Raw genomic sequence first — 20,300 nt, forward strand, 5'->3', positions numbered from 1 at the left:
AGCCGATAGCCAAATTAAGACCTTGTTGGTGTTAATAGGGCGGGTGTTCACCTCTTCCCATTCCGAACAGAGTAGTTAAGCCCCGCACCGCCGATGGTACTTGGATCAAACCCGGGAGAGTAGGTAGATGCCACAATTTTATTATAAAGCCTCGTAGAAATACGAGGCTTTTTTGCGTTTAGAACCTTGGGTTTGGATAGACTATAAGGGTTTGTTAAGCAAATAAAACTTCGTTCAAGGATAGATGATTACGGCAGATTATCTAGATTGACTAGGCGTCCCACCACCATTTTATGACAAAGCCTCGTAGAAATACGGGGCTTTTTTGCGTTTAGGCCTGTGGGTTAGGAATTGGTGCTTAAGCAAACAACAGTAATAGCCTGTATTGCTATAAATAGAAGGATGATTCTAGGACAGCTGTATACAGGAGAGTAGCTAGTTGGACTAGGCGTCCCCCCACCATTTTTTTACAAAGCCTTGAAGAAGTGCTAGTCTTGGTATGAATTATTAATCGAGATCTTAGGGCTTAAGGAAATGGTTAGATCGAAACTTTATATATTAACTTCGATAAATGTTATTTTGATACTCTATGTGTTATGATGTTTCCGTTTTGTTAGAAAAACTTGAGCGTTACGCTCGTTTACGAGGTCTTAACGAGGAGGAAGTGAAGGAGACGTTAAAAGACCTTAGAAAGAAGATTAAAGACACTGAGCCGGTTTATTATCATCTGAATGGTTATGAGTTTGAGTCCTTGCCGGCTTATACATCTGAAGATCCATTTTCTCTTCTATTTCTGGATTGGGGTTTAATACCGGAGTGGGTACAAACAAAAGATAAGGCCGATCAATTAAAGGTGGGTACCTTAAACGCTAAATGTGAAACACTGTTCGAAAAACCATCATTTCGTGATGCAGCCAAGAATAAAAGATGTCTGGTGATGATTGATGGTTTCTTTGAGCACCATCATATGAAGGGTAAAACAATTCCATTTTATATTAGTCACGAAGACGAAAGTCCATTAATGTTAGCAGGCATTTATGCCGAAACACAGCTAGAAGAAGGATCTTTAAAGACAGTGAGTATTGTCACAACTAAGGCCAATAATATGATGACCAAAATTCATAACAATCCTAAACTAAGCGAAGCAAGAATGCCAGTAATTCTTAAAAAAGAAAATTACGAGAACTGGCTTCATGGTGATTTAGAGAATGATGAAGTTTTGAGAAATAAGATTTTTGCACCTTATGATGATCACCTTCTTAAAGCTTACACCGTTAGAAAACTCCGTGATGGTAGAATTTCTTTAAATAATGAAAATGCGGTAGAGCCTTTTACTTATAAAGAATTGCCACTTGGTTTAGCTTCTATAGGTCAGGTCCAAGATGGTGATCAATTCAGTCTGTTTTAAGGTTTTCCTATAGGACTATCGTCACACTTTAAATCGCCGGTGACATACTGAATCCCATCAAGAAAAAATTGAAGCAGCTCAGGCTGTTCAAAACTTTGAGCATTATGAGAAGGTGATGAATAAAATACTCTTCCTTTACCGTATTTCTTGATCCAGGCCAGATAAACAATATCACTGTTAAACTCTTTACGCTGACCTTCAATTTTATCTACTTCTGCGTATAGCAGTGGTCTAAAATTATAGTCCCAGTATGCATTCTTAAAGAAATAAGGTTCATCCACGTGGGTAAAGCCATTACCATTAAATGCTTGTACCATTGGGTGTGCTTTATCTACTTCTATTAAATGTATTTCCTGTTGTTTTGGGTGATAATCAAAACTCCCGCCAGTAAGCTTACTAAACTCTTCAGAATTATTTTGAACTGTAAGTGCTCCGTGCATTATCATTAAACCGCCCCCAGATTTGATATAATTCATAAAGCCTTTTTCATATTCGTTAGCTAAGGCTTTTACCTCGTCCTCTGAAAGACTTGAATTGTTCTTGATTAACTGGGTAAACAGGTCTCTGTCCGGCCCTGCTGGATTACAATTATTGAAAACAACAGCATCATACTTTTTCAAATTAGACGCTGAAAAACTTTCGATATCATGACCGATGAAAACATCAAAAGCTCCTGTTTTTTGAGCAAGAATTTTGAGCATTTCATCATTATGAGGGATGGTCCAGTGGTAGAAGCCAGTATGCTGAGAAAATACCAGAAGTTTTCTTTTGGGTGCTTTTATTCGGGCCTTGGCCGGAGCAATATCTTCAATTTTGCTTTTCCAATTCTTGGTAATTTTGACTTCATCGAAGCTTTGTGCTGAGGCAGAATAAGTGAATAGAACCAGGACAAGTAATAATAGATTTTTCATTTTCAATAGAGTTATTGAGCCAAATGCTCAGAAATGGTTGATTTTAACAACCTAAATGTAAGGAATCTCTTGAAAATGGGTTCTTCAAACTTTGGTAGTATTTTGACCTAATTTGGCAAATACGTTAGAGAACTGAACTCTTCCCAGTTTAAGGTTTGATTAGCCATTTCTTGAAGATCAGAAGATTGAATAGCTTCTAATTCAGAGAAAACGTCTTCAAGTGTGTCAATTCTATTTAGGTCTAAAAGGCTTTTTGCCATTAGTAACATAAACCCTTGATTGCTTTCATCTGACATTGCCAATTGACCCATCAATTGATCCTTCAAACTTTTTAATTGCAGAGCACCTAGAGGTTTATTTTTTAGCAATTGAATTTCCTTTTGTATCAGGTTATTTGCTCTTTTTAGATTCTTTTTGTCAGTAGCATAAAAGATAGATGTATAGCCGATATCTGTGAATGCCGTATAATTTGCGTCTATGCCATAAACCAACCCATTTTTTTCACGTAGTGCTACGTTTAATCGGCTATTCATACCTGGCCCACCCAAAAGATGGATAAGGGTGTAATACTTTATTCTGTCTTCATGATGTAAAGAAAATGCCGGGATACCTATAGCTACATGAGCCTGATTGATCGGTTTTTGAACCTCGATGAATTTAGGTTGATGTTTAGCTGGCTTTTCTCTTTTTTTCGAGTGTTTTTGAGATTCTACTTTTGAAAGATACTTCTCAGCCAACCTAATTGCTTTTTTGAAAGTGATATTTCCGACGACAGAGATGACTACTTTCTCAGTATCAATATTTTCATTGACAAATCGATCAAGGTCGCCTCTTTTAAAGTTTCCCACGCTTTCTCTTGTTCCCAGAATATTATTACCCAAAGGGTGAGAGGGAAACATAACTTCGTCGAACTCGTCTTGTATAGCATCTTCAGGACTGTCTTCATACATAGACATCTCCTCCAAAATGACACCTCGCTCTTTCTCAAGCTGTTTTTCAGGGAATGTAGAGTTAAAGGTAATATCACTAAGAACGTCAATGGCTTTCTCAAAATGAGCATCTAATACCGAGGCGTAGAAACAGATTTTCTCTTTCGTGGTATAAGCATTTAATTCTCCACCAACAGATTCCAGCCTATTGATGATATGAAATGATTTCCTTTTCTGAGTCCCTTTAAACGCCATGTGTTCCCAAAAATGGGCGAGGCCTATTTCGTTTGCCAGCTCATCTCGGCTTCCGATATCAAGCATGATCCCACAATGGACGATTTTGGTAAATGAGACTTGCCTATGGGCGAGTCTTATGCCATTTTTTAAGGTATAAACTTGATATTCAGTCATATTCTGCTCAAAAGAGTCCGCAAAAATACGGAATATTGCAGTCAAATAATACTGAAGATAGGAATGATGCTGTTGGCTGATAGTGGCTCCACCAAAACGAAATGGGTATATGTGAATGATAGTCAGCGTATAGACTATACAGGTATAGGTCTGAACCCTCATTTTGTGAGTGAAACTCAATTAGTCAAAGAGCTGAGTAAAGTTGCACAGCATTTTCAGATAGCATCTTTAAATCAGATTCACTTCTATGGTACGGGTATCACTTCCAACGTTGTGGCAGACCCAATGCTGAAGGTGATGAGTGAGACTTTTCAGATTCAAAGAGAAAAAATAAACCTTCAGACTGACCTTGTAGGGGCATACAGGGCTCTTTTCAAAGATCAGGAAGGAGTAACTTGTATTTTAGGTACCGGTGCTGCCACGGCGAGAATGAAGGACGGAGAAATTTTAGAACAACAGCCCTCTTTAGGTTTCTGGCTAGGTGATGAGGGAAGCGGTGCCGATTTAGGTAAAGAATTGATCAAAAAGTACTTGAGAAATGATCTGGGACCGTGTATATCAGCCTTTGAGAAGAAGTATGGAGCTTTCGACCGTCATTTCGTTTTTGAACAGATAAAAAAAGAAAGGCCTAATGCCTGGTTTGCGTCATTTGTACCTTTTCTAAAAGAGCGTGAAGAAGAGGAAATATTAAGAAAACTGGTGGAAAAACGTTTCAGAATATTTGTTGAGTCTAATCTGCTTAAATATTCCATAGAAGCAGATCAGAATATAGGTTTTGTAGGTTCAGTGGCTTACTATTTTAAGAACAGTTTACAAAGAGTTGTAAGTCAATATATGGATAATGAAATTTTGGTGATGAAAGATCCGATCCCAGGACTCATAGCGTATCATTAAAATTAACCTCTGTGACAAATGTTCAATTTCTCATCAATTTTAAATCTTAACATTGTTTCATGAACGAACTAATGCAGACCTTACGACAGCCATGGGATTTGATGAGGATATTAAGAATCATTATGGGCTCGTATATTCTGGTAACTAGTATCGGTGAGGGTCATTGGTTCTTTACTCCTTTTGGAGCCTTTTTTCTATATCAGGCCGTTGCCAACATAGGATGTGCGGCGTGTACGGTTCATGAATCCGTAGGTCAGAAGGATTCCGTAATTGAGAAGGAGGTCATGGATGTAGAATATGACGAAGTATTAAATACGAAATAACAAATGAAAAACTTATCTCTTGTTTTTATTCTGGGACTAATCTTCTTTTCCTGTTCTCAGGAAGCGAACTCACAGATTTCTAACCTGGAAATCGATGATTTTGTTACGACTTACAAATCAACAAAAGATGCCCAACTTCTGGATGTAAGAACTCCCGGAGAATGGTCTGCCGGTAAACTTCAAAATTCAGCATTGATTGATTACAGTAATTCTTCATTCGCCCAAAAAATTGAGGAGTTGGATAAATCTAAACCTGTCTTTGTGTACTGTGCAGTAGGAGGGAGGAGTGCCAGAGCAGCAGCAATTTTAAAGAAAGCTGGATTTAGAGTTTATAACCTAAAAGGGGCAGGTTATCAACAGTTGGCAGAAAAAGGTCTCTAAGATGGAAAACAAGAAATGGTTGGTGCCTTTGCTCGCTAGTCTTACGCTGGGTTTAGCTCCTTTTACTCCAGAACCTCATCTTTGGGGCAAGTTAAAGTGGGTAGCCGGCGGAGCCGAAGGGATGCAAATCATGGATTGGTTTGATCTACTGATGCATGGAACCCCATGGGTTTGGTTGATAATTACGCTTCTTCAATCTTCTAAAAAGAAATAATAGGGTTACTTTGGGAGCATGATTCCCAAAGTGTTCTATCAGATATTTGTCAGGTCATTTGCCGATTCTAATGGTGACGGAATTGGGGACTTAAATGGTATTACTGCTAAACTTGATTACTTGGCAGACCTGGGCGTTGAAGGAATATGGTTAACCCCTATTTTTTACTCCCCTTCTTATCATAAATATGACGTCAAGGATTATTATACCATCAGTAAGAGGTATGGCAATAAGAAAGATTTAAAGGAACTACTCGATAAGGCACATACTTTGGGAATTCGGGTTATTCTTGATTTGGTGATCAACCATGTAAGCTCTACCCATCCTTGGTTTAAAGAAGCATTGGACCCAAAATCTTCAAAAAGAGATTATTTTTATTGGCTTACACCACATGAAATAAAACAGAAAGGTATAGGAAAAAGAAGAGCCACAGATGATAGTGGTGTAGAATATCCATGGCACTCTCCATATTATAAGTCTCCGGGAAAATACTACGGAATGTTCTGGAAGGAGATGCCCGATCTTAATCTTAATTCTGGAAAGTTAAAAGAGGAGTTGATTGCCATAGCGTCGTATTGGCTTGAGTTTGGGGTTGATGGATTTAGGTTAGATGCTGCCAAACATATCTTTCCCTTCTGGGAGCCTCAAGAGAAGACTTTTGCTTTTTGGGAGCATTTTAAGGAAGCTTTGATTAAAGTCAAGTCTGACTTGTTACTGATAGGAGAAGTTTGGGATTCTCCCGAAGTTGTGGCTCCTTATTTCTCTTCTTTGCAGGGCAATTTTAATATTGACTTGAGCTATGACTTGAAAGAGATCTTAAAATTTGAAAGAGATTCGGTTGGTCTAATTGAAAAGTTAATTGCTACGCATCAAAAATATGTTCAGGTCAATAAACGATTTGTAGACTGTACCTTGCTTTCAAATCATGATCAGGAAAGAATTGGGAGTACGCTAGATGGTGATATTGAAAAATTAAAAGCTGCGGCAAATTTACTCTTTACAATGCCTGGATTACCCTTTATATATTATGGTGAAGAATGGGGTATGCTTGGGAAGAAACCTGACGAATATATTAGAGAACCCATGCCTTGGGATACAGCCTCTGAAACCCATTGGCTTAGGTCAAAATACAACAAGGACAGAGAAGCTATAAAGTCAAAAAGGGATATTTTAGAGTCACATTATCAAAAGCTTATTCGTTTTCGAAAGACATATCCCGGGCTTAGTACTCCTGAAGGAAGTAATTTGCAAAGGGCGAATATTGAAGATGATAAACTGATTGCATTTATTCGTAAAGGGGAGGGGCATACCTTTTTGATTTTACAGAATATTTCAAATGAAGTGAGATTGGTAGGTCTGCCAGATGGATATAGGAATGTGATTTTTCGGGATGGAGAAATAAATATAAGTCGAGAGAGAGTTCGCCTTGGTAGATTCTCGTTCGTTGTTTTTGTAAAAGCTCGTTAACATTGATCTAAACGAAATTTAGAATGTGGAATAGAAGAGGTTTTCTGAAGAAATCTGCACTTAGTGCAATGGCTGCGGCATTGGGAACTGAAATTGTTTTTGCTAAACATTTACCCAAAGGTCTAAAGCCTGTAGTTTTTCAAAATACTGAGGAAATCTTACCCGGTAAACATCCAGACTTGGTCATCTTGAATGATAGGCCGTGGAATGTAGAAACGCCCCCTCATTTGCTAAATGACTTGATTACACCTGGGGACAAAATGTTTATCCGTAATAACGGTCTTCTACCTGAAAATGTAAACCCGAAAAGCTGGACATTAACAATAGAAGGGGAATCTGCGAAGCAAAGTAAAACATATACCTTAAAAGAACTTAAAGAGAAGTTTGAGCATCATACATATCAACTGACTTTGGAGTGTGGTGGTAATGGTAGAGCAGGTTATTACCCACCTGCCTCTGGCAATCAATGGACAGAAGGGGCGGTAAGCTGTGGTCAGTGGACAGGTGTGCGACTGAAGGATGTTTTAAATGATGTTGGGGTCAAGTCTGACGCCATTTATATCGGTTATTATGGCAAAGATGAACACGTGTCTGGTGATCCTGATAAGGACCCGATTTCTAGGGGAGTGCCAATAGCCAAGGCCATGGAAGATGAAAGTTTAATTGCCTGGTCCTTAAACGGTGAGGAGATTCCTCGTATGAATGGCTATCCCTTACGTTTAGTATTTGGAGGCTGGCCGGCCTCATGTTCCGGAAAATGGTTAGAGAAGATAGTTATCAGAAATATAGTTCATGACGGAGCCAAAATGACGGGTACAAGCTACCGCGTACCCAAAACCCCGGTAGAGCCTGGAACCAAAGTACCTGAAAGTGATTTTGAGATTATAGAATCTATGCCAGTCAAGTCCTTGATTACCTTTCCGAAATCCGGGGCTATGATTTCAAAGGGGAATTCATTGAATGTTAATGGTCATGCCTGGGCCGGAGATTTAGAAGTTGCTGCTATGGAGTTATCAATTGATTTTGGTGCCACCTGGCAAAGAGTTAAGCTAGATAAACCAGCTAATCGACTTGCCTGGCAGCACTGGTCTGGTGAAGTTACTTTTCCAAAACCCGGTTATTATGAGGTATGGGCCAAAGCCACTGATGTGAATGGTAAATCACAACCTATGGTTATTCCAGGTTGGAACCCCAAAGGTTACCTCAATAATTCATGCCATAGAATAGCCATCAAAGTATTGGAGTCATGAAATTGAAATTCTCGTTACTCGTTTCCGGATTCATCTTATTGACTCTGGCTCATTGTACCACAACGAAACGCTCAAAAGGTGCTTCTGAGGAGCTCAATAGTACTTCTGAGACTACAAATGTTCAATCTGCTAGTGGATTAATGGCAGATCCAAACTTAATGATGGTTGAGGCCAATTGTACGGGTTGTCATTCTGCCAAATTGATTACCATGAACAGGTTTACACGTGATGGCTGGAAGGATAAGATCAGATGGATGCAAGAGACGCAAAACCTCTGGGACTTGGGAGAAAACGAAAAAGTAATCCTAGACTACTTAGAGAAGCATTACTCTCCGGAATCTAAAGCCTCAAGAAGAAAAAACCTTGAAAATATTGAGTGGTATAGTCTGGATCAGTAAGACTAGGATTTCTCTTTTTTCATCACATTGGTGATCTCATTCAGCTTCTCCACTTTGTACTCAAAATCCCCCTTTAGTTTATTCCTGATGCTTTGAAGATTGTCAAGAGTTTCCTGAAGAGAATCTGGTAATATTTCTTCTAATATTTCTCTAAATCGCTTCGCAAAGGTTGGAGATTTTCCATTGGTAGAAATGGCAACTTTTAAGTCTCCCTTTCCCACTGTAGAACTTAGATAAAAGTCACATAATGCCGGTTTATCAGCTACATTAATCAGAATGTTTTCGTCGCGACAATCTTTCTGAACCGCCTCACTGACTTCCATAATTCCTGTACCCACGATCACAAGGTTTTTGCCTGTTAAATGAGACTTTTGATAAGGCTCAAAGACCAAAGTGATATTATGGGTTTGGGCCAGTTCCTGAATTTCTTTTGATATTTCGGGAGCCACTATCGTTATGGCTGTTTCAGGAGAGTTTTTAAGGACTGCCTCCAGTTTTTCAATACCAACATAGCCACCACCTACAATGAGCATGTTCATTTGTTCTAATTTCAGGAAAATGGGGAAAAGCGTATTCATGCCTTAAAGGTCATAAAAAAAGGGACACCATTGGGCATCCCTTTCATTTATTGAGAAATGTTCTTAGAACATTTTTGATCTTCTGTCTGTAATTTCAGCAGCTTCTCTAACGGCCTGATCAGCCAACTGAGCTGAGCTGTAGATACCTCTTCTCTGTTTGATGCTCTCTTTGTATTGAGTGTAATCAGCTACTTCAGGAGCCACAGTCTCAGCTGTTTTCTTCAAAATGAAAACACCATTTTGACCTTTGAAAGGCTTGCTTGTTTCATTTAATTTTAGTCCGAAAGCCTTACCGATAGCTATACCATCAATACCGGCACTGTTCAACATCCCGGTTTGGAAAGTGATTTCTTCTACACTTTCTACCAAGGCACCTGCACCGTATGATTTGGCAATTGATTCAAAGTCCCCAGAATTAATATTTGCAAGGTCTTTCATGATGATATCACCTTTCTTCTCACTTTTCACTTTGTTCTCAATCAAAGCCTTAAAATCAGAAGCTTTAGGGTTTTCTGCATCTGAAGCACCAGTAAGAGCAGCAACGATATAAGAGTCATTAATAACAAATACTCTGTCTGCAACATCACCGGTTTCTACGTCTTCACCGAAAGCCCAAAGTACCACTTCTCTACCATCTTGAATAGTGTTAAAGTTGCTGGCTGCAGGGTTTACTCTTTGAGCAGAAAGAAGTGTCAAATCAGCATTCTCTTCAGCTTTTGCCTTTAAGTCATCGGCAGAGTTTATTGATGCTCTTAAATCTTCAGCTTCCTGATAAAAAATGTTAAGTGTTGCTTCTGATGGCTCTAGAATTTTAGTTACCGCGGCTAACTTATATTTCGTATTGCTTTTGGCTTCAGTCACTTTAGCAATATGATAACCAAAGTCAGTTTCTATCAATCTTGGAAGAAGCCCTTCACCTCTGTAAGAGAATAAAGCATCTTCAAATGCTTTAACCATTTGACCGTTATTGCTGAAGTAACCAAGGTCACCGCCAACCTGAGCAGTACCGTCAGTTCCGTTAATTCTGGCCATAGTGGCAAAGTCTGCACCATTCTTAATCTCGTTCAAAAGATCCTGAGCTTTTTGCTTAGCAGCTGCTTTACCAGCGTCATCCTGTGTTTCTGGACGAATTAAGATGTGTGATGCTCTTAAAGTGTAAAGAGTATCTTGTTCTGTACCTTCATATTTATAGATGGTGTAGTTCTGGCCTTCTTTTACAGGACCGAATGAACCACCAACTAAGGTGTTTCCTAGTAAAGTTTTCACTTCGTCAGAAAGCTGACCAGAGTTCCATAGATACGGATTTCTAACATCAGAATTGGCAGAAGCATAAGCTTCAGCATTCTCTGCTCTTGCAAGACCTCTTGCTAAAACATTGATTTCTTCTCTTAGTGCTATAGAGTCTTCGCTAGAAGGAACTACCTGATAAACTACATAATCAAATGAACGGCTATCGAAAGGAGTAAACTCGTCTTCGTGTTTGCTGTAGTAGTTTTCAATATCGCTGTCAGTGACAGTAGCTAGTGTATCATTCACACTATAGAAAGGAACATACAAGTACTCAGCACTTACCTTGTCCTGTGTTCCGTGGTATTCTTTTTTTGCTTCAGCAGAAGTAATGTATTCAGAAGAAGCAATTAGGTTTTGATACTTTTCGCTTTTACGAATCTGGATCAAGCTTGATTTGAAGTTGTCCCAGATGTATTGTTGTTCTGCAGGCAAAGCTTTGTTTGCTGCTGCATTGATAAACTCTCTGTGCTGAGCTTCATTAAACTGACCAGTAGAAGGATCAGTGAACTGCTGACGAATGTAAGGGTGAAGGTTTTTAGTTCCTTGAACCATTTCACGTAGTTCTTCAGAAGTAACATCTATTCCCAACTCTTCATATTCAGGTTTGAATGCGTTTTCCTGAATTAGTTGCTCCCAAACTTGCTCTCTGATGTTTCTTAAGTCGGCATCTGTGGCAGATCTACCTGTAGAGAGTTCTAACTGCTGACGCTGAGCATCTACAAGTTTTACAAACTGTTGATAATCGACGTCTACTCCGTTAATGGTACCAACTTTATTGGCATCTCCGCCGAAAAGTCCACCACCTGAAGCACCGCCTCCGCTCAGAAAATCGCCACCTACTACAAATAGCATTAAGGCTACAGCAATTACTGCTACCGCTATCCCTGATTTCTCTCTAATCTTGTTTATTAAAGCCATTTTTAATGTGTATAAATGAATATCAGTCTTTTAGGTCATACTTTGCCCAAAAAACGAGCCGCAAAAATAGGCAGATTCCTATTGATTATCAAAGAAATCTAATTGAGTATTTGGATGAATGTCTAATTCAGTTTTACTAAAAACCTTTACCTATGGTTTTGGTTTTCAATCGACATAGAAACATGTCTGCCGTAATGTATAAAGAAGAGCCGTCATCGCCCCAGTTAAGATTAGAAGTAGCTTGTCCGGTTTCAATTCTCCCAAGTAATTTGCCCTCAGGATTTAAAACTAGAATACCACCTGGGCCAGTGGTGAAAATATTACCGTTCTTGTCAGTTTTAAGCCCATCTGGTAAACCGACCATGCCTTCTTTGACCATTGCCGTGGCATCATAGACCACTTTTTTGTTATTCAGTGTTCCATTATCTGTGATGGTATAAGAAAAGATCTTTGCGTTCTTAGGGTCAGATTGAGCCACGTAAAGTGTTTTTTCATCAGGCGAAAGGGCTACGCCATTTGGTCTGCTCAGGTCTTCAATTACCAATTCTGCTGCCTGACCAGGCTTTATCATATAAACACCAAAATGATCAATTTCTCTGAGTTTTGAATTTTCTCTGTCAGGTAATCCATATGGAGGATCTGTAAAATAATAGACCCCGTTTGAGGTCTGTACTACATCATTTGGGCTATTGAGTTTTTTGCCTTTCCAATTGTCGGCCAGTGGGGTTTTGCCAGCAGTGGCATCCAAAGACATTTTGGTCAATCTTCTATCGCCGTGTTCACAGGCTACAAGTTCACCATCTGTGTTAAATATAAGGCCGTTGCTTCCCGGCTCTAAACTATATTCTCCCACACCGGTATAACCAGAAGGTTTCAGAAAGACGGTTAGTCCTTCGTTCTCCTTCCATTTGTAGATGGTATTTTGCGGCACATCGGAGAATAAAAGGTAAGCCCCATTTTTGTTCCAAACGGGTCCTTCAGACCAGTCAAAGCCTTCTGCCAAAACCTCAATTTTAGCTTGAGGATCCAACAGGTTTTCAAGTTCAGGATCTAGGATGTGTATCTTGCCAATAGTTTTCTGAGCAAAAGAGCCCAAGCTGCTTGTTAACATAAGGGTAAAGAGAATTATTTTATTCATCTGTTTGTCTATTTCAATAGGATAAGTCTTTTAGAGACTTGGAAAGTAAAGTTAGAAAAATCTGTGAGCTGAGAATGGCCATTTGGTTTATGACTTTAGTTCTCTACTTTTAATTTGAAGATTATTGAGTACATGAATGCAAGAGAGCTAGGTAGATTGGTAGCTGAAGGAGAGGGGCAAAAGCTTGAGTTTAAATTGAAGTCAAATCATCCTCATAAGATTATTAGAGAGATGGTGGCTTTTGCCAATAGTGATGGAGGAAAATTGCTCGTGGGTGTGGCTGATAATAAAGAACTACGTGGACTGAAATATGCCGACGAAGATGAATACGTCTTGGTAAAGGAGATAGAGAAAAGTATTGATCCGCCAATCAGCTATGATGTTGAGAGAGTTTACCTTGATGATGGAAATAGTATCTTAGTTTTTGATATACCTCAAGGAGAGGATAGGCCTTACGGGGTGATCGATGGAGATGAGCAGAGAAAGATATACGTTCGTGTTGATGATAGATCTATTCAGGCGAGCAAGGAGGTCCGCGAAATATTGAAGGGAAAAACCAAGGCTAAAAGTTTACGGTTTGGCTACGGCGATAAAGAGACCGCTTTAATGAAACATTTGGCTATTCATGAAACTATAACTGTTGAAGACTTCAGTAAACTTGTTGATATACCCAGAAAGAGTGCATCCAGAACATTGGTTCTTTTGGTTTTAACGCAGGTTTTGGGCTTTCAGCCCAAAGAGGGGGGAGACTTGTATTATGCTCTTTAAATTCTTTCGCCTACTATTACCTCCAGCATCTCAGTAGGATTCAGGAATCGCTGGGCCATTCTTTGAACATCAAAAGTATTCACTTCAGAAATTCTATCAATCAGAGTATTATAGTACGATGAGTCCAAGTCATTCAGCACTATATTCTTGTATCTGCTCATGACTTCAAATGCCGTGGTCACTGAGCCTGCAAAGCTTCCAGAAATGTAATTTTTTACTAGTTCCAGTTCTTCTTCAGTCATTAGTTGATCCCGAAGTGTTTTCATTTCTTTTTCAATCTCATTCAGCGTGTCGATTGTATTGGCTTTAATAACGTCTGTGCCAATTGCCAGATAAGCAGTTTCTCTTATCGGACTAATGGAAGAATTTATACCATAGGTGTAACCCTTATCTTCTCTGATATTCTTCATTAGCCTACTGCCAAAAAAGCCCCCAAATGTGGTATTACAAACCATCATTTTAAAAAAGTCAGGATCATTTCTGCCAAGGGTAAACCTTGCCAATCTGATCGTAGATTGCATATTGTCTTTCTTTTCAATCAGAAATTTATTGATCTCTGGTTTGTGAAAGATAATCGGCTTCTCGCTAACAGGCTCGGCAGGTAATTGACCTAAGGTATCATTGATAATTTTCATCTCTTTCTGGCCTATTTTACCAGATAAGAAGACTTTGAACTTCTTTGATTTGATTCTTTGATCGAAGAATTCCTTTAGGTCTTGAATAGTAATATCATCAATATCTTCTTGCTCAAAACTGCTTCCGTAAGGATTTTCAGTGCCGAAAAGAGCATTAACCATTTTCTTTCGAGCCAGGTAGGCTGGCTTTTCCAGATTCAATGATAAAGTTTGGGAAGCGATCTGCTTTTGAGTGATGAGTTCTTTTTCCGGAAATTCTGCTGTGGTCAGAATTTCTACAATTAGGTTAATATACTCTTTAAGGTACTTAGGGAGACCGTAGGTGGTAAAATTGAATTTACTTACCTGCTGTGTTATTTCCGGAAATCCTCCGTATTGACTAAACCCCTCAACGATTTCATTAGATGTTTTAGTTTTGGTGCCTGCCAGTAAGAGTTTTGAGAATAAAGCTTTTAAACCTGGTTTTTCGGCATAGAGGTGACCAGCTTCAAAATAGATTTCTAGCTTTAGAACATCTTGCTCTGCAAAATCTGTGAGGTAAAGTGGTACGCCATTCGGCAGGGTGTAAGATTTTAGCTCGGGTAGTTGAATAGATTTGATGGGCTTAAATGCAGGAGCCTGTGTTCTGTCTAGCATAGGTATATTTTTGACAAATATATTAAACAAAAAGCCTTCCCTGATTTCTCAGAGAAGGCTTTTTAATAAGTTTATTGTACTGATTACTCAGTTACTTCTTCAACTGTTTCTTCAACAGCTTCAGCAGCATCTTCCATAGTAGCAGAAGCAGAGTCAGCTACAGCTTCAGCAGCATCCATTGTTGCGTCAGCAGCATCTTCTACAACCTCAGCAGCCTCTTCAGCAGCTTCAGTAGCAGATGAACAAGCAGTGAAAGAAGCCATTCCGGCAAGAAGCATTACAGCGATTAATTTTTTCATTTTTTCGATGATTAAAGGTTTGAAAGCTTAAAATTTTCTTAAATATCTGAATTGAGCAAAAAGAAAGTTTAAGATTTTCTTAAAATCTACAAATATTACAATGTTATCTACCAATATGGCTATTAACTCTGTTGAGGTCTGATTTTATCGTAAATTCCTGTGCTTCTGAAGGTGAAGAAGCGGTGGCCTAAAAAGTTGGCTACAAAGCTACAAGCCATACCTGCCAGGTGAGAACCTTTATCTCTGATGAACTCTGAGTACTCTGTGAAATATACGTTTGCCACTTGATTTCTAACCAGAATCGAAACGATTTCCTGAACACCCAATGCAAGAGTAGCTATAATGAAGAACTTCAGCCATTCTCTGCGTGTATTACCTGTTGATTTGGCGGAGAAAGCCCATATTTTGGCCGGAATAAAACTAACAGCAGTAGAAAACATATAAGCCCAGAATACCGACCAGGCAAATGCCGCATCACTGTTCATCCCGAAATTAAGGAAGAGGGTTTTCAGTGGTATCTGAGATAAGAAATTTACCAAAGCACCGAAAAGACCGGTCATGAAGAACTTCAGGAAACCCTGAATTTCTTTCTTAGTGATATGGCTGAATAATTTTTTCAATAACTGTCTTTATAATAGAGAACGAAGCAGCCCCGGGAATATTCCCAGAAGGATGGTCCCTATCGTGGTGACGGCAAAGATAAGCTTAGCAATTGGATTTACTTCAATTGCTTCTAACGTAGTGCTCTTTGCCATACTATGAAGTACGGGTTTGAAATAATAATAGATGGCTATGGCAGACATTAGTACTGCAATAATAATCATCCAGAAAAATTCTGATGAGGCAGCATCTCTGAAAACAAAGAACTTACCCCAGAAACCTCCGGTCAACGGTATACCAGCCAATGAAAGCATTGAAATAACTAAGACTAAAGCAAGGAAGCCATTGTTTTTTGAGAGGCCTTTGAACAAGTCTACTTGCTCATATACTCTTCCATTCTCAATTCTTTCCTTTGATACTACCATCAATACACCAAATGCGGAAACAGTAGCTAAGGTGTAAACTACAGAGTAAAATAAGATGGAGTTTAATGAGTTTTGAGGGTTGCCCAGTAATGCCAACAACATAAAACCGGCATGCGATATACTGGAATATGCCATCAACCTCTTGAAGCTATTTTGCGAAACCGCTCCAATATTTCCTATTACCAGAGACAGGATAACCATAACCGAGAGCATGATCCACCAGAAGTCATATAGACCAGAGAAAACGGTGCTGATTACTTTAAACAAGGCTACAAAACCAGCTGTTTTTACTATAGTAGCCATAAATGCTGTGAATATACTTGGAGCACCTTCGTAAACATCGGGTGTCCAGAGATGGAAAGGAGCAGCCGCCACTTTAAACAACATCCCGATCAGCATGAAGGTACATCCGATATACATAAAGTACTTTCCGGCTTCTCCTTCCAGCAACTGAGCAGGCCCGTTTGTAATATTAAATGAACCTGTGGCACCGTAATACATAGCCATGCCGAACAGTAAAATACCTGTAGCAAATGCTCCCATTAAGAAGTATTTGATAGCTGCTTCATTACCTCTGATATTTCTCTTGTCTGAGCCGGTTAAAACGTACATGGCTACAGAAAGAATTTCAATACCCAGAAAAAGCATGATAAGGTTATTGAAGGAAACCATCATGATAGCTCCGACAATTGAGAACTGGGCAATGGCCAAATATTCTGCCGGCTGCGAAAATTCAAAATTCTCAAACCCCTCTGAAAGAGATAAAATCAGAATAGCTGTGATAATGAGTATAGACCAAAAGATGATATCTGTATTGGTTACTCTAATCATGGCACTGAAGTACAGTCCCGGTGCATTCCAGTCTATGAAAGCTGTGGCTAAGGCAATGAACAAGAAAAGTATACTTGCCGGAAAAACCAGTTTTTTGTTCTCTGCAAAACCTAAGAACAGCGTTAATAAACCGGTGATAGATAATGATATAATTGGGTACATAGCTTTGCTGTTCTTTAGATTGTAGCCAAGTAGTTTAATAGTGCTTCTGAAGCAGGTTCAGAGATTTTCAAAATAGCATTTGGGAAAATACCCATTATCAGTACCAAAGCCGAAATGATGAGCAAAGTCCATTTTTCCGATCCGCTGATATCCTCCATTTCAGTAGTGGCTTCACTGAATTCGCCAAACATCGATTTCTGGAAAAAACGAAGCATATAAACCGCACCGAGAATAATACTTATACCTGCTATTATTCCCCAAAGGGCCGTTTTCTCAAATACTCCTTTTAACATTAAAAACTCACCTACAAAACCATTGGTAAGAGGTAGAGCAACACTTCCCAGAAGGATTATCATGAAGAGAATACTCAAAGCCGGAGCTTTTCTGTTTATGCCACCTAAGGCAGAAAGGTCTCTTGAACCCGTCTTTTCAAAAATGATTTTAGCTACGAAAAACAGACCCACTGCATTTACACCGTGAGCCAGCATTTGAAATACTGCCCCTTGCATTCCTTCTAAAGTGCCACTAAATACACCAGCGGCCATTAGACCCATATGGGCAAATGAAGAGTAGGCAATAAGTTTTTTGAGGCTGTTTTGCTTGATTGCGATGATAGAACCATATATAAGACCTATTACTGCAAAAATGATCACGATGTGAGCAAAGTTTTGGCTCGCCAAAGGAGCCATTGGTAAGGCTAGTATTAGTAAACCAAATACCCCCATTTTTGAAAGGAGTCCGGATAATAACATCGTAGCCGGGGTAGGAGATGTTGTGTAAGCGTCGGGTTGCCAAGTATGCATCGGGAATAGAGGCATCTTGATAGCAAAAGCCAACATAAATGCCCAAAAGAGATTTCTCTGAGCCGCCGGTGTCATGTATGATGCCGTAGACTTTAGAGCTTCCAGATCGGCTGTTTGACCTTTGGAATACAAATATACCATGGCCACCAACATGATTAATGAACCAAATATGGTATACACAAACATCTTAAAAGATGCCTTGCTGGTTTGTTCATTGCCCCAGGTCAATGCTATAAAATAGACAGGCACTAAAGCAATCTCAAAGAAGAAGTAAAACAAGAAAATATCATTGGCCGAGAAAACGCCTACCAAGGCTACCTGGGTTAGAAGGATCAGTGCATAAAGTAAGCCCGGTTTGTCATAGCTGATTTTACTCGTGCTCAAAATGATCAAAGGAACCAAGACTTGAGCCAGTCCGATCAAAAGCAGGCCTATTCCGTCAACTTTGAAATTGAAAGACACATTCATTTCTGGAAGCCAAGGCTTGTTAAGTGCAAAGACTTCCGGGTTTCCAGATAAAAATTGGTTTGCACCAAAAAGGAATACTGCCAAACTAATAAGAGAGCTTGCCAGTGCAATAGTTCTTGCAGTAGATTGGCTGGACTTGCCGATCAACTGGCTGGCCAAAGCCCCCACTAACGGAATAAGAAGTAGTAAAAGGATATACATCTAATTATTTGGTTTGAGCTTTGAAGATTGATGTAATATTTTCTGTGAGATCTGCTCCCATATTCAATAGCAAAACTGCTGCAATAGCAATACCCATGATCAATATATAAAGACGAGTAGAGCCTGTCTGTAGTTTGTTCAAATAGCTGTTAATTGTTCTGGTTAAGCCACCAGAACTTTCTACGATCCCATCAATGGCCATTCTGTCAATCACTCGATAGAAAAAACCTGATGCTTTCTCTATTGGTTTTACAAATGCGTTGGCGTAAGCTTCATCCAGATAATACTTGTCTGCCAGTACTTTTTTAACGCCACTTAGCTCGGTTGGTTGAGCAGGTAATGTCTCTTTTTTAACATAAATAGTGTAAGCCACAAAAAGAGCAATTACTGCAAGTAAGACTGAGAAGCCCATAAGCATCCATTCTGTACTATGTGAAATATGAATCTGTCCAAATTCCGGATAAACGCTTCTCGATCCTTCATAGATTGGTTCAAGGAAGTCGGCCAAGGCATGCGGTAAATGGAAAATCTCCGGGAAACCAATAAATCCACCAATAATGGAAAGGACAGCCAAAACCATTAATGGAATGGTCATGCTTGATGGCGATTCATGAATATGGTCTTCTTGTTCTTTGGTACCTCTGAATTTACCAGTGAAGGTCAAAAAGAATAGCCTGAACATATAGAATGCTGTCATGAATGAGCCAATCATAGCCAAAGCCCACATTACTTTGTTATGCTCAAAAACGTGTGCTAAAATTTCATCTTTCGAGAAGAAACCGGCAAATGGAGGTAGACCCGATATCGCGATTGTTCCTATTAAGAAAGTCGCACTAGTGATTTTGATTTTTGACCAAAGGCCACCCATTTTGCTGATGTCCTGTTCATCGCTCATGGCATGAATTACTGAACCGGCACCAAGGAACAACAGTGCTTTAAAAAAGGCATGAGTAATCACATGGAAAAAACCTGAAGTATAAGCCATGACGCCCAGACCTATAAACATATAGCCTAGCTGACTCACCGTGGAGTAGGCCAATACCTTTTTGATATCATTTTGGAAGAGGGCAATAGAAGCAGCTAATAGTGCTGTCAATGTGCCTATCCAAGCTACAAATTCTAAAGTATCTGGTGAGAGCGTATAAAGTACATTGCTACGCACCACCATATAAATACCCGAGGTCACCATTGTGGCTGCGTGAATTAAGGCAGATACGGGGGTTGGCCCCGCCATGGCATCAGGTAGCCAGGTAAATAACGGTATTTGTGCAGACTTACCCATTGCCCCAATAAACAAGCAAAAGGTAATGAACATAATTGAGATATTGCCAACTTCTAATCCCTGAGCTTGCTCAAAAACGGATAGATACTCCAGGGTGCCAAACTGACGAATGATCAGGAAAATACCAATCAGAAAGCCAAGGTCACCTACTCTGTTCATGATAAAAGCCTTTCTGGCTGCATCACCAAAATCGGACCTTTTATTCCAGAAACCGATGAGCAGGTATGAACAAAGTCCTACACCTTCCCACCCGATGAACATGATGAGGTAGTTGGCTCCCATTACCAGAAGGAGCATTGAGAACAAAAAGAGATTCAGATAGGCGAAAAACTTACCATAACCTTCGTCATGGCTCATGTAACCCATGGAATACAAGTGAATCAGTGTTCCCACACCAGTGATAATGAAGAGCATGATGATGCTCAGCTGATCTATCTGGAAAGAGAAGGAGATATTTAGTCCACCGACAGTGATCCAATCGAATAAAGGTTGGATGATCGTTTCTCCTGATTGTTTAAATTCAAGGTAAACCAAAACAGTAGTCAGGAAAGACAAAAGGGCTGCTCCTATACCTACAGGTGCTACTAAAGATTTTGGAATTTTCTTATAACCTAGCCCATTGATCAGAAAACCAATAAGCGGGAAAAGCGGAATAAGTGCTATTAATGACATGTTCTGTT

At 39.5% G+C, this 20,300-nt stretch carries 20 protein-coding genes and 1 rRNA gene; 10 read left to right on the forward strand and 11 right to left on the reverse strand.

The genetic code is table 11. The features are described 5' to 3' along the window. Positions 1-24 precede the first annotated feature (24 nt). A 5S ribosomal RNA gene (gene rrf, locus ACUXV0_RS13640) occupies positions 25-136 on the forward strand. A 474-nt stretch (positions 137-610) separates the two neighbouring features. Then, a complete protein-coding gene (locus ACUXV0_RS13645; RefSeq protein ID WP_446190115.1) occupies positions 611-1,408 on the forward strand; it encodes an SOS response-associated peptidase in 798 nt (265 codons plus the stop codon). On the opposite strand, the gene ACUXV0_RS13650 is transcribed toward ACUXV0_RS13645, so the two are convergent. Next, positions 1,405-2,319, reverse strand: a complete 915-nt coding sequence (locus ACUXV0_RS13650) for a ThuA domain-containing protein (RefSeq protein ID WP_446190116.1) — start codon at positions 2,317-2,319, stop codon at positions 1,405-1,407. The genes ACUXV0_RS13645 and ACUXV0_RS13650 overlap by 4 nt on opposite strands. 107 nt (positions 2,320-2,426) lie before the next feature. Then, positions 2,427-3,659, reverse strand: a complete 1,233-nt coding sequence (locus tag ACUXV0_RS13655; protein ID WP_446190117.1) for a M16 family metallopeptidase — start codon at positions 3,657-3,659, stop codon at positions 2,427-2,429. Between the two features lie 63 nt (positions 3,660-3,722). Between ACUXV0_RS13655 and ACUXV0_RS13660 the strand changes: the two genes are divergently transcribed. From ACUXV0_RS13660 to ACUXV0_RS13690, 7 genes are read left to right on the forward strand one after another with little or no spacing between them, the layout of a single operon-like run. Continuing rightward, positions 3,723-4,553, forward strand: a complete 831-nt coding sequence (locus ACUXV0_RS13660; protein WP_446190118.1) for a hypothetical protein — start codon at positions 3,723-3,725, stop codon at positions 4,551-4,553. A 59-nt stretch (positions 4,554-4,612) separates the two neighbouring features. Beyond that, complete coding sequence (locus ACUXV0_RS13665; RefSeq protein WP_446190119.1) at positions 4,613-4,876, forward strand: hypothetical protein; 264 nt, start codon at positions 4,613-4,615, stop codon at positions 4,874-4,876. Positions 4,877-4,879: 3 nt separating this feature from the next. Further along, positions 4,880-5,257 (forward strand): rhodanese-like domain-containing protein, encoded by a 378-nt coding sequence (locus ACUXV0_RS13670; RefSeq protein ID WP_446190120.1) that lies wholly within the window; start codon positions 4,880-4,882, stop codon positions 5,255-5,257. A 1-nt stretch (position 5,258) separates the two neighbouring features. After that, positions 5,259-5,471 (forward strand): hypothetical protein, encoded by a 213-nt coding sequence (locus ACUXV0_RS13675; protein WP_446190121.1) that lies wholly within the window; start codon positions 5,259-5,261, stop codon positions 5,469-5,471. Positions 5,472-5,489: 18 nt separating this feature from the next. Then, entirely contained in the window at positions 5,490-6,938 is a 1,449-nt protein-coding gene (locus ACUXV0_RS13680) for an alpha-amylase family glycosyl hydrolase (RefSeq protein WP_446190122.1), read from the forward strand. A 23-nt stretch (positions 6,939-6,961) separates the two neighbouring features. Beyond that, positions 6,962-8,188, forward strand: a complete 1,227-nt coding sequence (locus ACUXV0_RS13685) for a sulfite oxidase (RefSeq protein ID WP_446190123.1) — start codon at positions 6,962-6,964, stop codon at positions 8,186-8,188. Next, positions 8,185-8,586, forward strand: coding sequence for a hypothetical protein (locus ACUXV0_RS13690; RefSeq protein WP_446190124.1), 402 nt, complete (start codon positions 8,185-8,187; stop codon positions 8,584-8,586). The genes ACUXV0_RS13685 and ACUXV0_RS13690 overlap by 4 nt, the downstream gene beginning before the upstream one ends. A gap of 2 nt (positions 8,587-8,588) precedes the next feature. On the opposite strand, the gene ACUXV0_RS13695 is transcribed toward ACUXV0_RS13690, so the two are convergent. The 3 genes from ACUXV0_RS13695 to ACUXV0_RS13705 all read right to left on the reverse strand — a co-directional run bounded on the left by ACUXV0_RS13695 (position 8,589) and on the right by ACUXV0_RS13705 (position 12,510). Beyond that, positions 8,589-9,164, reverse strand: a complete 576-nt coding sequence (locus ACUXV0_RS13695; RefSeq protein ID WP_446190125.1) for a precorrin-2 dehydrogenase/sirohydrochlorin ferrochelatase family protein — start codon at positions 9,162-9,164, stop codon at positions 8,589-8,591. Positions 9,165-9,227: 63 nt separating this feature from the next. After that, a complete protein-coding gene (locus tag ACUXV0_RS13700) occupies positions 9,228-11,372 on the reverse strand; it encodes a SurA N-terminal domain-containing protein (RefSeq protein WP_446190126.1) in 2,145 nt (714 codons plus the stop codon). Positions 11,373-11,508: 136 nt separating this feature from the next. Next, on the reverse strand, positions 11,509-12,510 hold the full coding sequence (locus ACUXV0_RS13705) for an SMP-30/gluconolactonase/LRE family protein (RefSeq protein ID WP_446190127.1): 1,002 nt from the start codon (positions 12,508-12,510) through the stop codon (positions 11,509-11,511). 132 nt (positions 12,511-12,642) lie between these two features. Between ACUXV0_RS13705 and ACUXV0_RS13710 the strand changes: the two genes are divergently transcribed. After that, the gene (locus tag ACUXV0_RS13710; RefSeq protein ID WP_446190128.1) at positions 12,643-13,278 is read left to right on the forward strand and encodes an AlbA family DNA-binding domain-containing protein; all 636 of its coding nucleotides are present in this window, start codon (positions 12,643-12,645) and stop codon (positions 13,276-13,278) included. Here the strand turns inward: ACUXV0_RS13710 and ACUXV0_RS13715 are convergent. The 6 genes from ACUXV0_RS13715 to nuoL form a co-directional block, all read right to left on the reverse strand. Beyond that, entirely contained in the window at positions 13,275-14,549 is a 1,275-nt protein-coding gene (locus ACUXV0_RS13715) for a M16 family metallopeptidase (RefSeq protein WP_446190129.1), read from the reverse strand. The two genes, ACUXV0_RS13710 and ACUXV0_RS13715, sit on opposite strands and share 4 nt — an antisense overlap. A gap of 83 nt (positions 14,550-14,632) precedes the next feature. Beyond that, positions 14,633-14,848: a hypothetical protein gene (locus tag ACUXV0_RS13720; RefSeq protein ID WP_446190130.1), complete on the reverse strand. Its 216-nt coding sequence runs from the start codon at positions 14,846-14,848 to the stop codon at positions 14,633-14,635. A gap of 122 nt (positions 14,849-14,970) precedes the next feature. After that, positions 14,971-15,468, reverse strand: coding sequence for a GtrA family protein (locus tag ACUXV0_RS13725; RefSeq protein WP_446190131.1), 498 nt, complete (start codon positions 15,466-15,468; stop codon positions 14,971-14,973). 9 nt (positions 15,469-15,477) lie between these two features. After that, the gene (locus tag ACUXV0_RS13730; RefSeq protein ID WP_446190132.1) at positions 15,478-16,866 is read right to left on the reverse strand and encodes an NADH-quinone oxidoreductase subunit N; all 1,389 of its coding nucleotides are present in this window, start codon (positions 16,864-16,866) and stop codon (positions 15,478-15,480) included. Positions 16,867-16,880: 14 nt separating this feature from the next. Beyond that, positions 16,881-18,338 carry a complex I subunit 4 family protein gene (locus ACUXV0_RS13735; RefSeq protein ID WP_446190133.1) on the reverse strand — a complete coding sequence of 486 codons (1,458 nt, stop codon included), beginning with the start codon at positions 18,336-18,338 and terminating at the stop codon, positions 16,881-16,883. A gap of 4 nt (positions 18,339-18,342) precedes the next feature. After that, complete coding sequence (gene nuoL / locus ACUXV0_RS13740; RefSeq protein ID WP_446190134.1) at positions 18,343-20,292, reverse strand: NADH-quinone oxidoreductase subunit L; 1,950 nt, start codon at positions 20,290-20,292, stop codon at positions 18,343-18,345. Between the last annotated feature and the right edge of the window lie 8 nt (positions 20,293-20,300).

The sequence above is a fragment of the Jiulongibacter sp. NS-SX5 genome (assembly GCF_052828545.1).

Coding starts and splice junctions, on each gene's coding strand:
- ACUXV0_RS13650 (WP_446190116.1), bottom strand. CDS start 2,319: ATGAAAAATCTATTATTACTTGTCCTGGTTCTATTCACTTATTCTGCC.
- ACUXV0_RS13655 (WP_446190117.1), bottom strand. CDS start 3,659: ATGACTGAATATCAAGTTTATACCTTAAAAAATGGCATAAGACTCGCC.
- ACUXV0_RS13660 (WP_446190118.1), top strand. CDS start 3,723: ATGATGCTGTTGGCTGATAGTGGCTCCACCAAAACGAAATGGGTATAT.
- ACUXV0_RS13665 (WP_446190119.1), top strand. CDS start 4,613: ATGAACGAACTAATGCAGACCTTACGACAGCCATGGGATTTGATGAGG.
- ACUXV0_RS13670 (WP_446190120.1), top strand. CDS start 4,880: ATGAAAAACTTATCTCTTGTTTTTATTCTGGGACTAATCTTCTTTTCC.
- ACUXV0_RS13675 (WP_446190121.1), top strand. CDS start 5,259: ATGGAAAACAAGAAATGGTTGGTGCCTTTGCTCGCTAGTCTTACGCTG.
- ACUXV0_RS13680 (WP_446190122.1), top strand. CDS start 5,490: ATGATTCCCAAAGTGTTCTATCAGATATTTGTCAGGTCATTTGCCGAT.
- ACUXV0_RS13685 (WP_446190123.1), top strand. CDS start 6,962: ATGTGGAATAGAAGAGGTTTTCTGAAGAAATCTGCACTTAGTGCAATG.
- ACUXV0_RS13690 (WP_446190124.1), top strand. CDS start 8,185: ATGAAATTGAAATTCTCGTTACTCGTTTCCGGATTCATCTTATTGACT.
- ACUXV0_RS13695 (WP_446190125.1), bottom strand. CDS start 9,164: ATGAATACGCTTTTCCCCATTTTCCTGAAATTAGAACAAATGAACATG.
- ACUXV0_RS13700 (WP_446190126.1), bottom strand. CDS start 11,372: ATGGCTTTAATAAACAAGATTAGAGAGAAATCAGGGATAGCGGTAGCA.
- ACUXV0_RS13705 (WP_446190127.1), bottom strand. CDS start 12,510: ATGAATAAAATAATTCTCTTTACCCTTATGTTAACAAGCAGCTTGGGC.
- ACUXV0_RS13710 (WP_446190128.1), top strand. CDS start 12,643: ATGAATGCAAGAGAGCTAGGTAGATTGGTAGCTGAAGGAGAGGGGCAA.
- ACUXV0_RS13715 (WP_446190129.1), bottom strand. CDS start 14,549: ATGCTAGACAGAACACAGGCTCCTGCATTTAAGCCCATCAAATCTATT.
- ACUXV0_RS13720 (WP_446190130.1), bottom strand. CDS start 14,848: ATGAAAAAATTAATCGCTGTAATGCTTCTTGCCGGAATGGCTTCTTTC.
- ACUXV0_RS13730 (WP_446190132.1), bottom strand. CDS start 16,866: ATGTACCCAATTATATCATTATCTATCACCGGTTTATTAACGCTGTTC.
- ACUXV0_RS13735 (WP_446190133.1), bottom strand. CDS start 18,338: ATGTATATCCTTTTACTACTTCTTATTCCGTTAGTGGGGGCTTTGGCC.
- nuoL (WP_446190134.1), bottom strand. CDS start 20,292: ATGTCATTAATAGCACTTATTCCGCTTTTCCCGCTTATTGGTTTTCTG.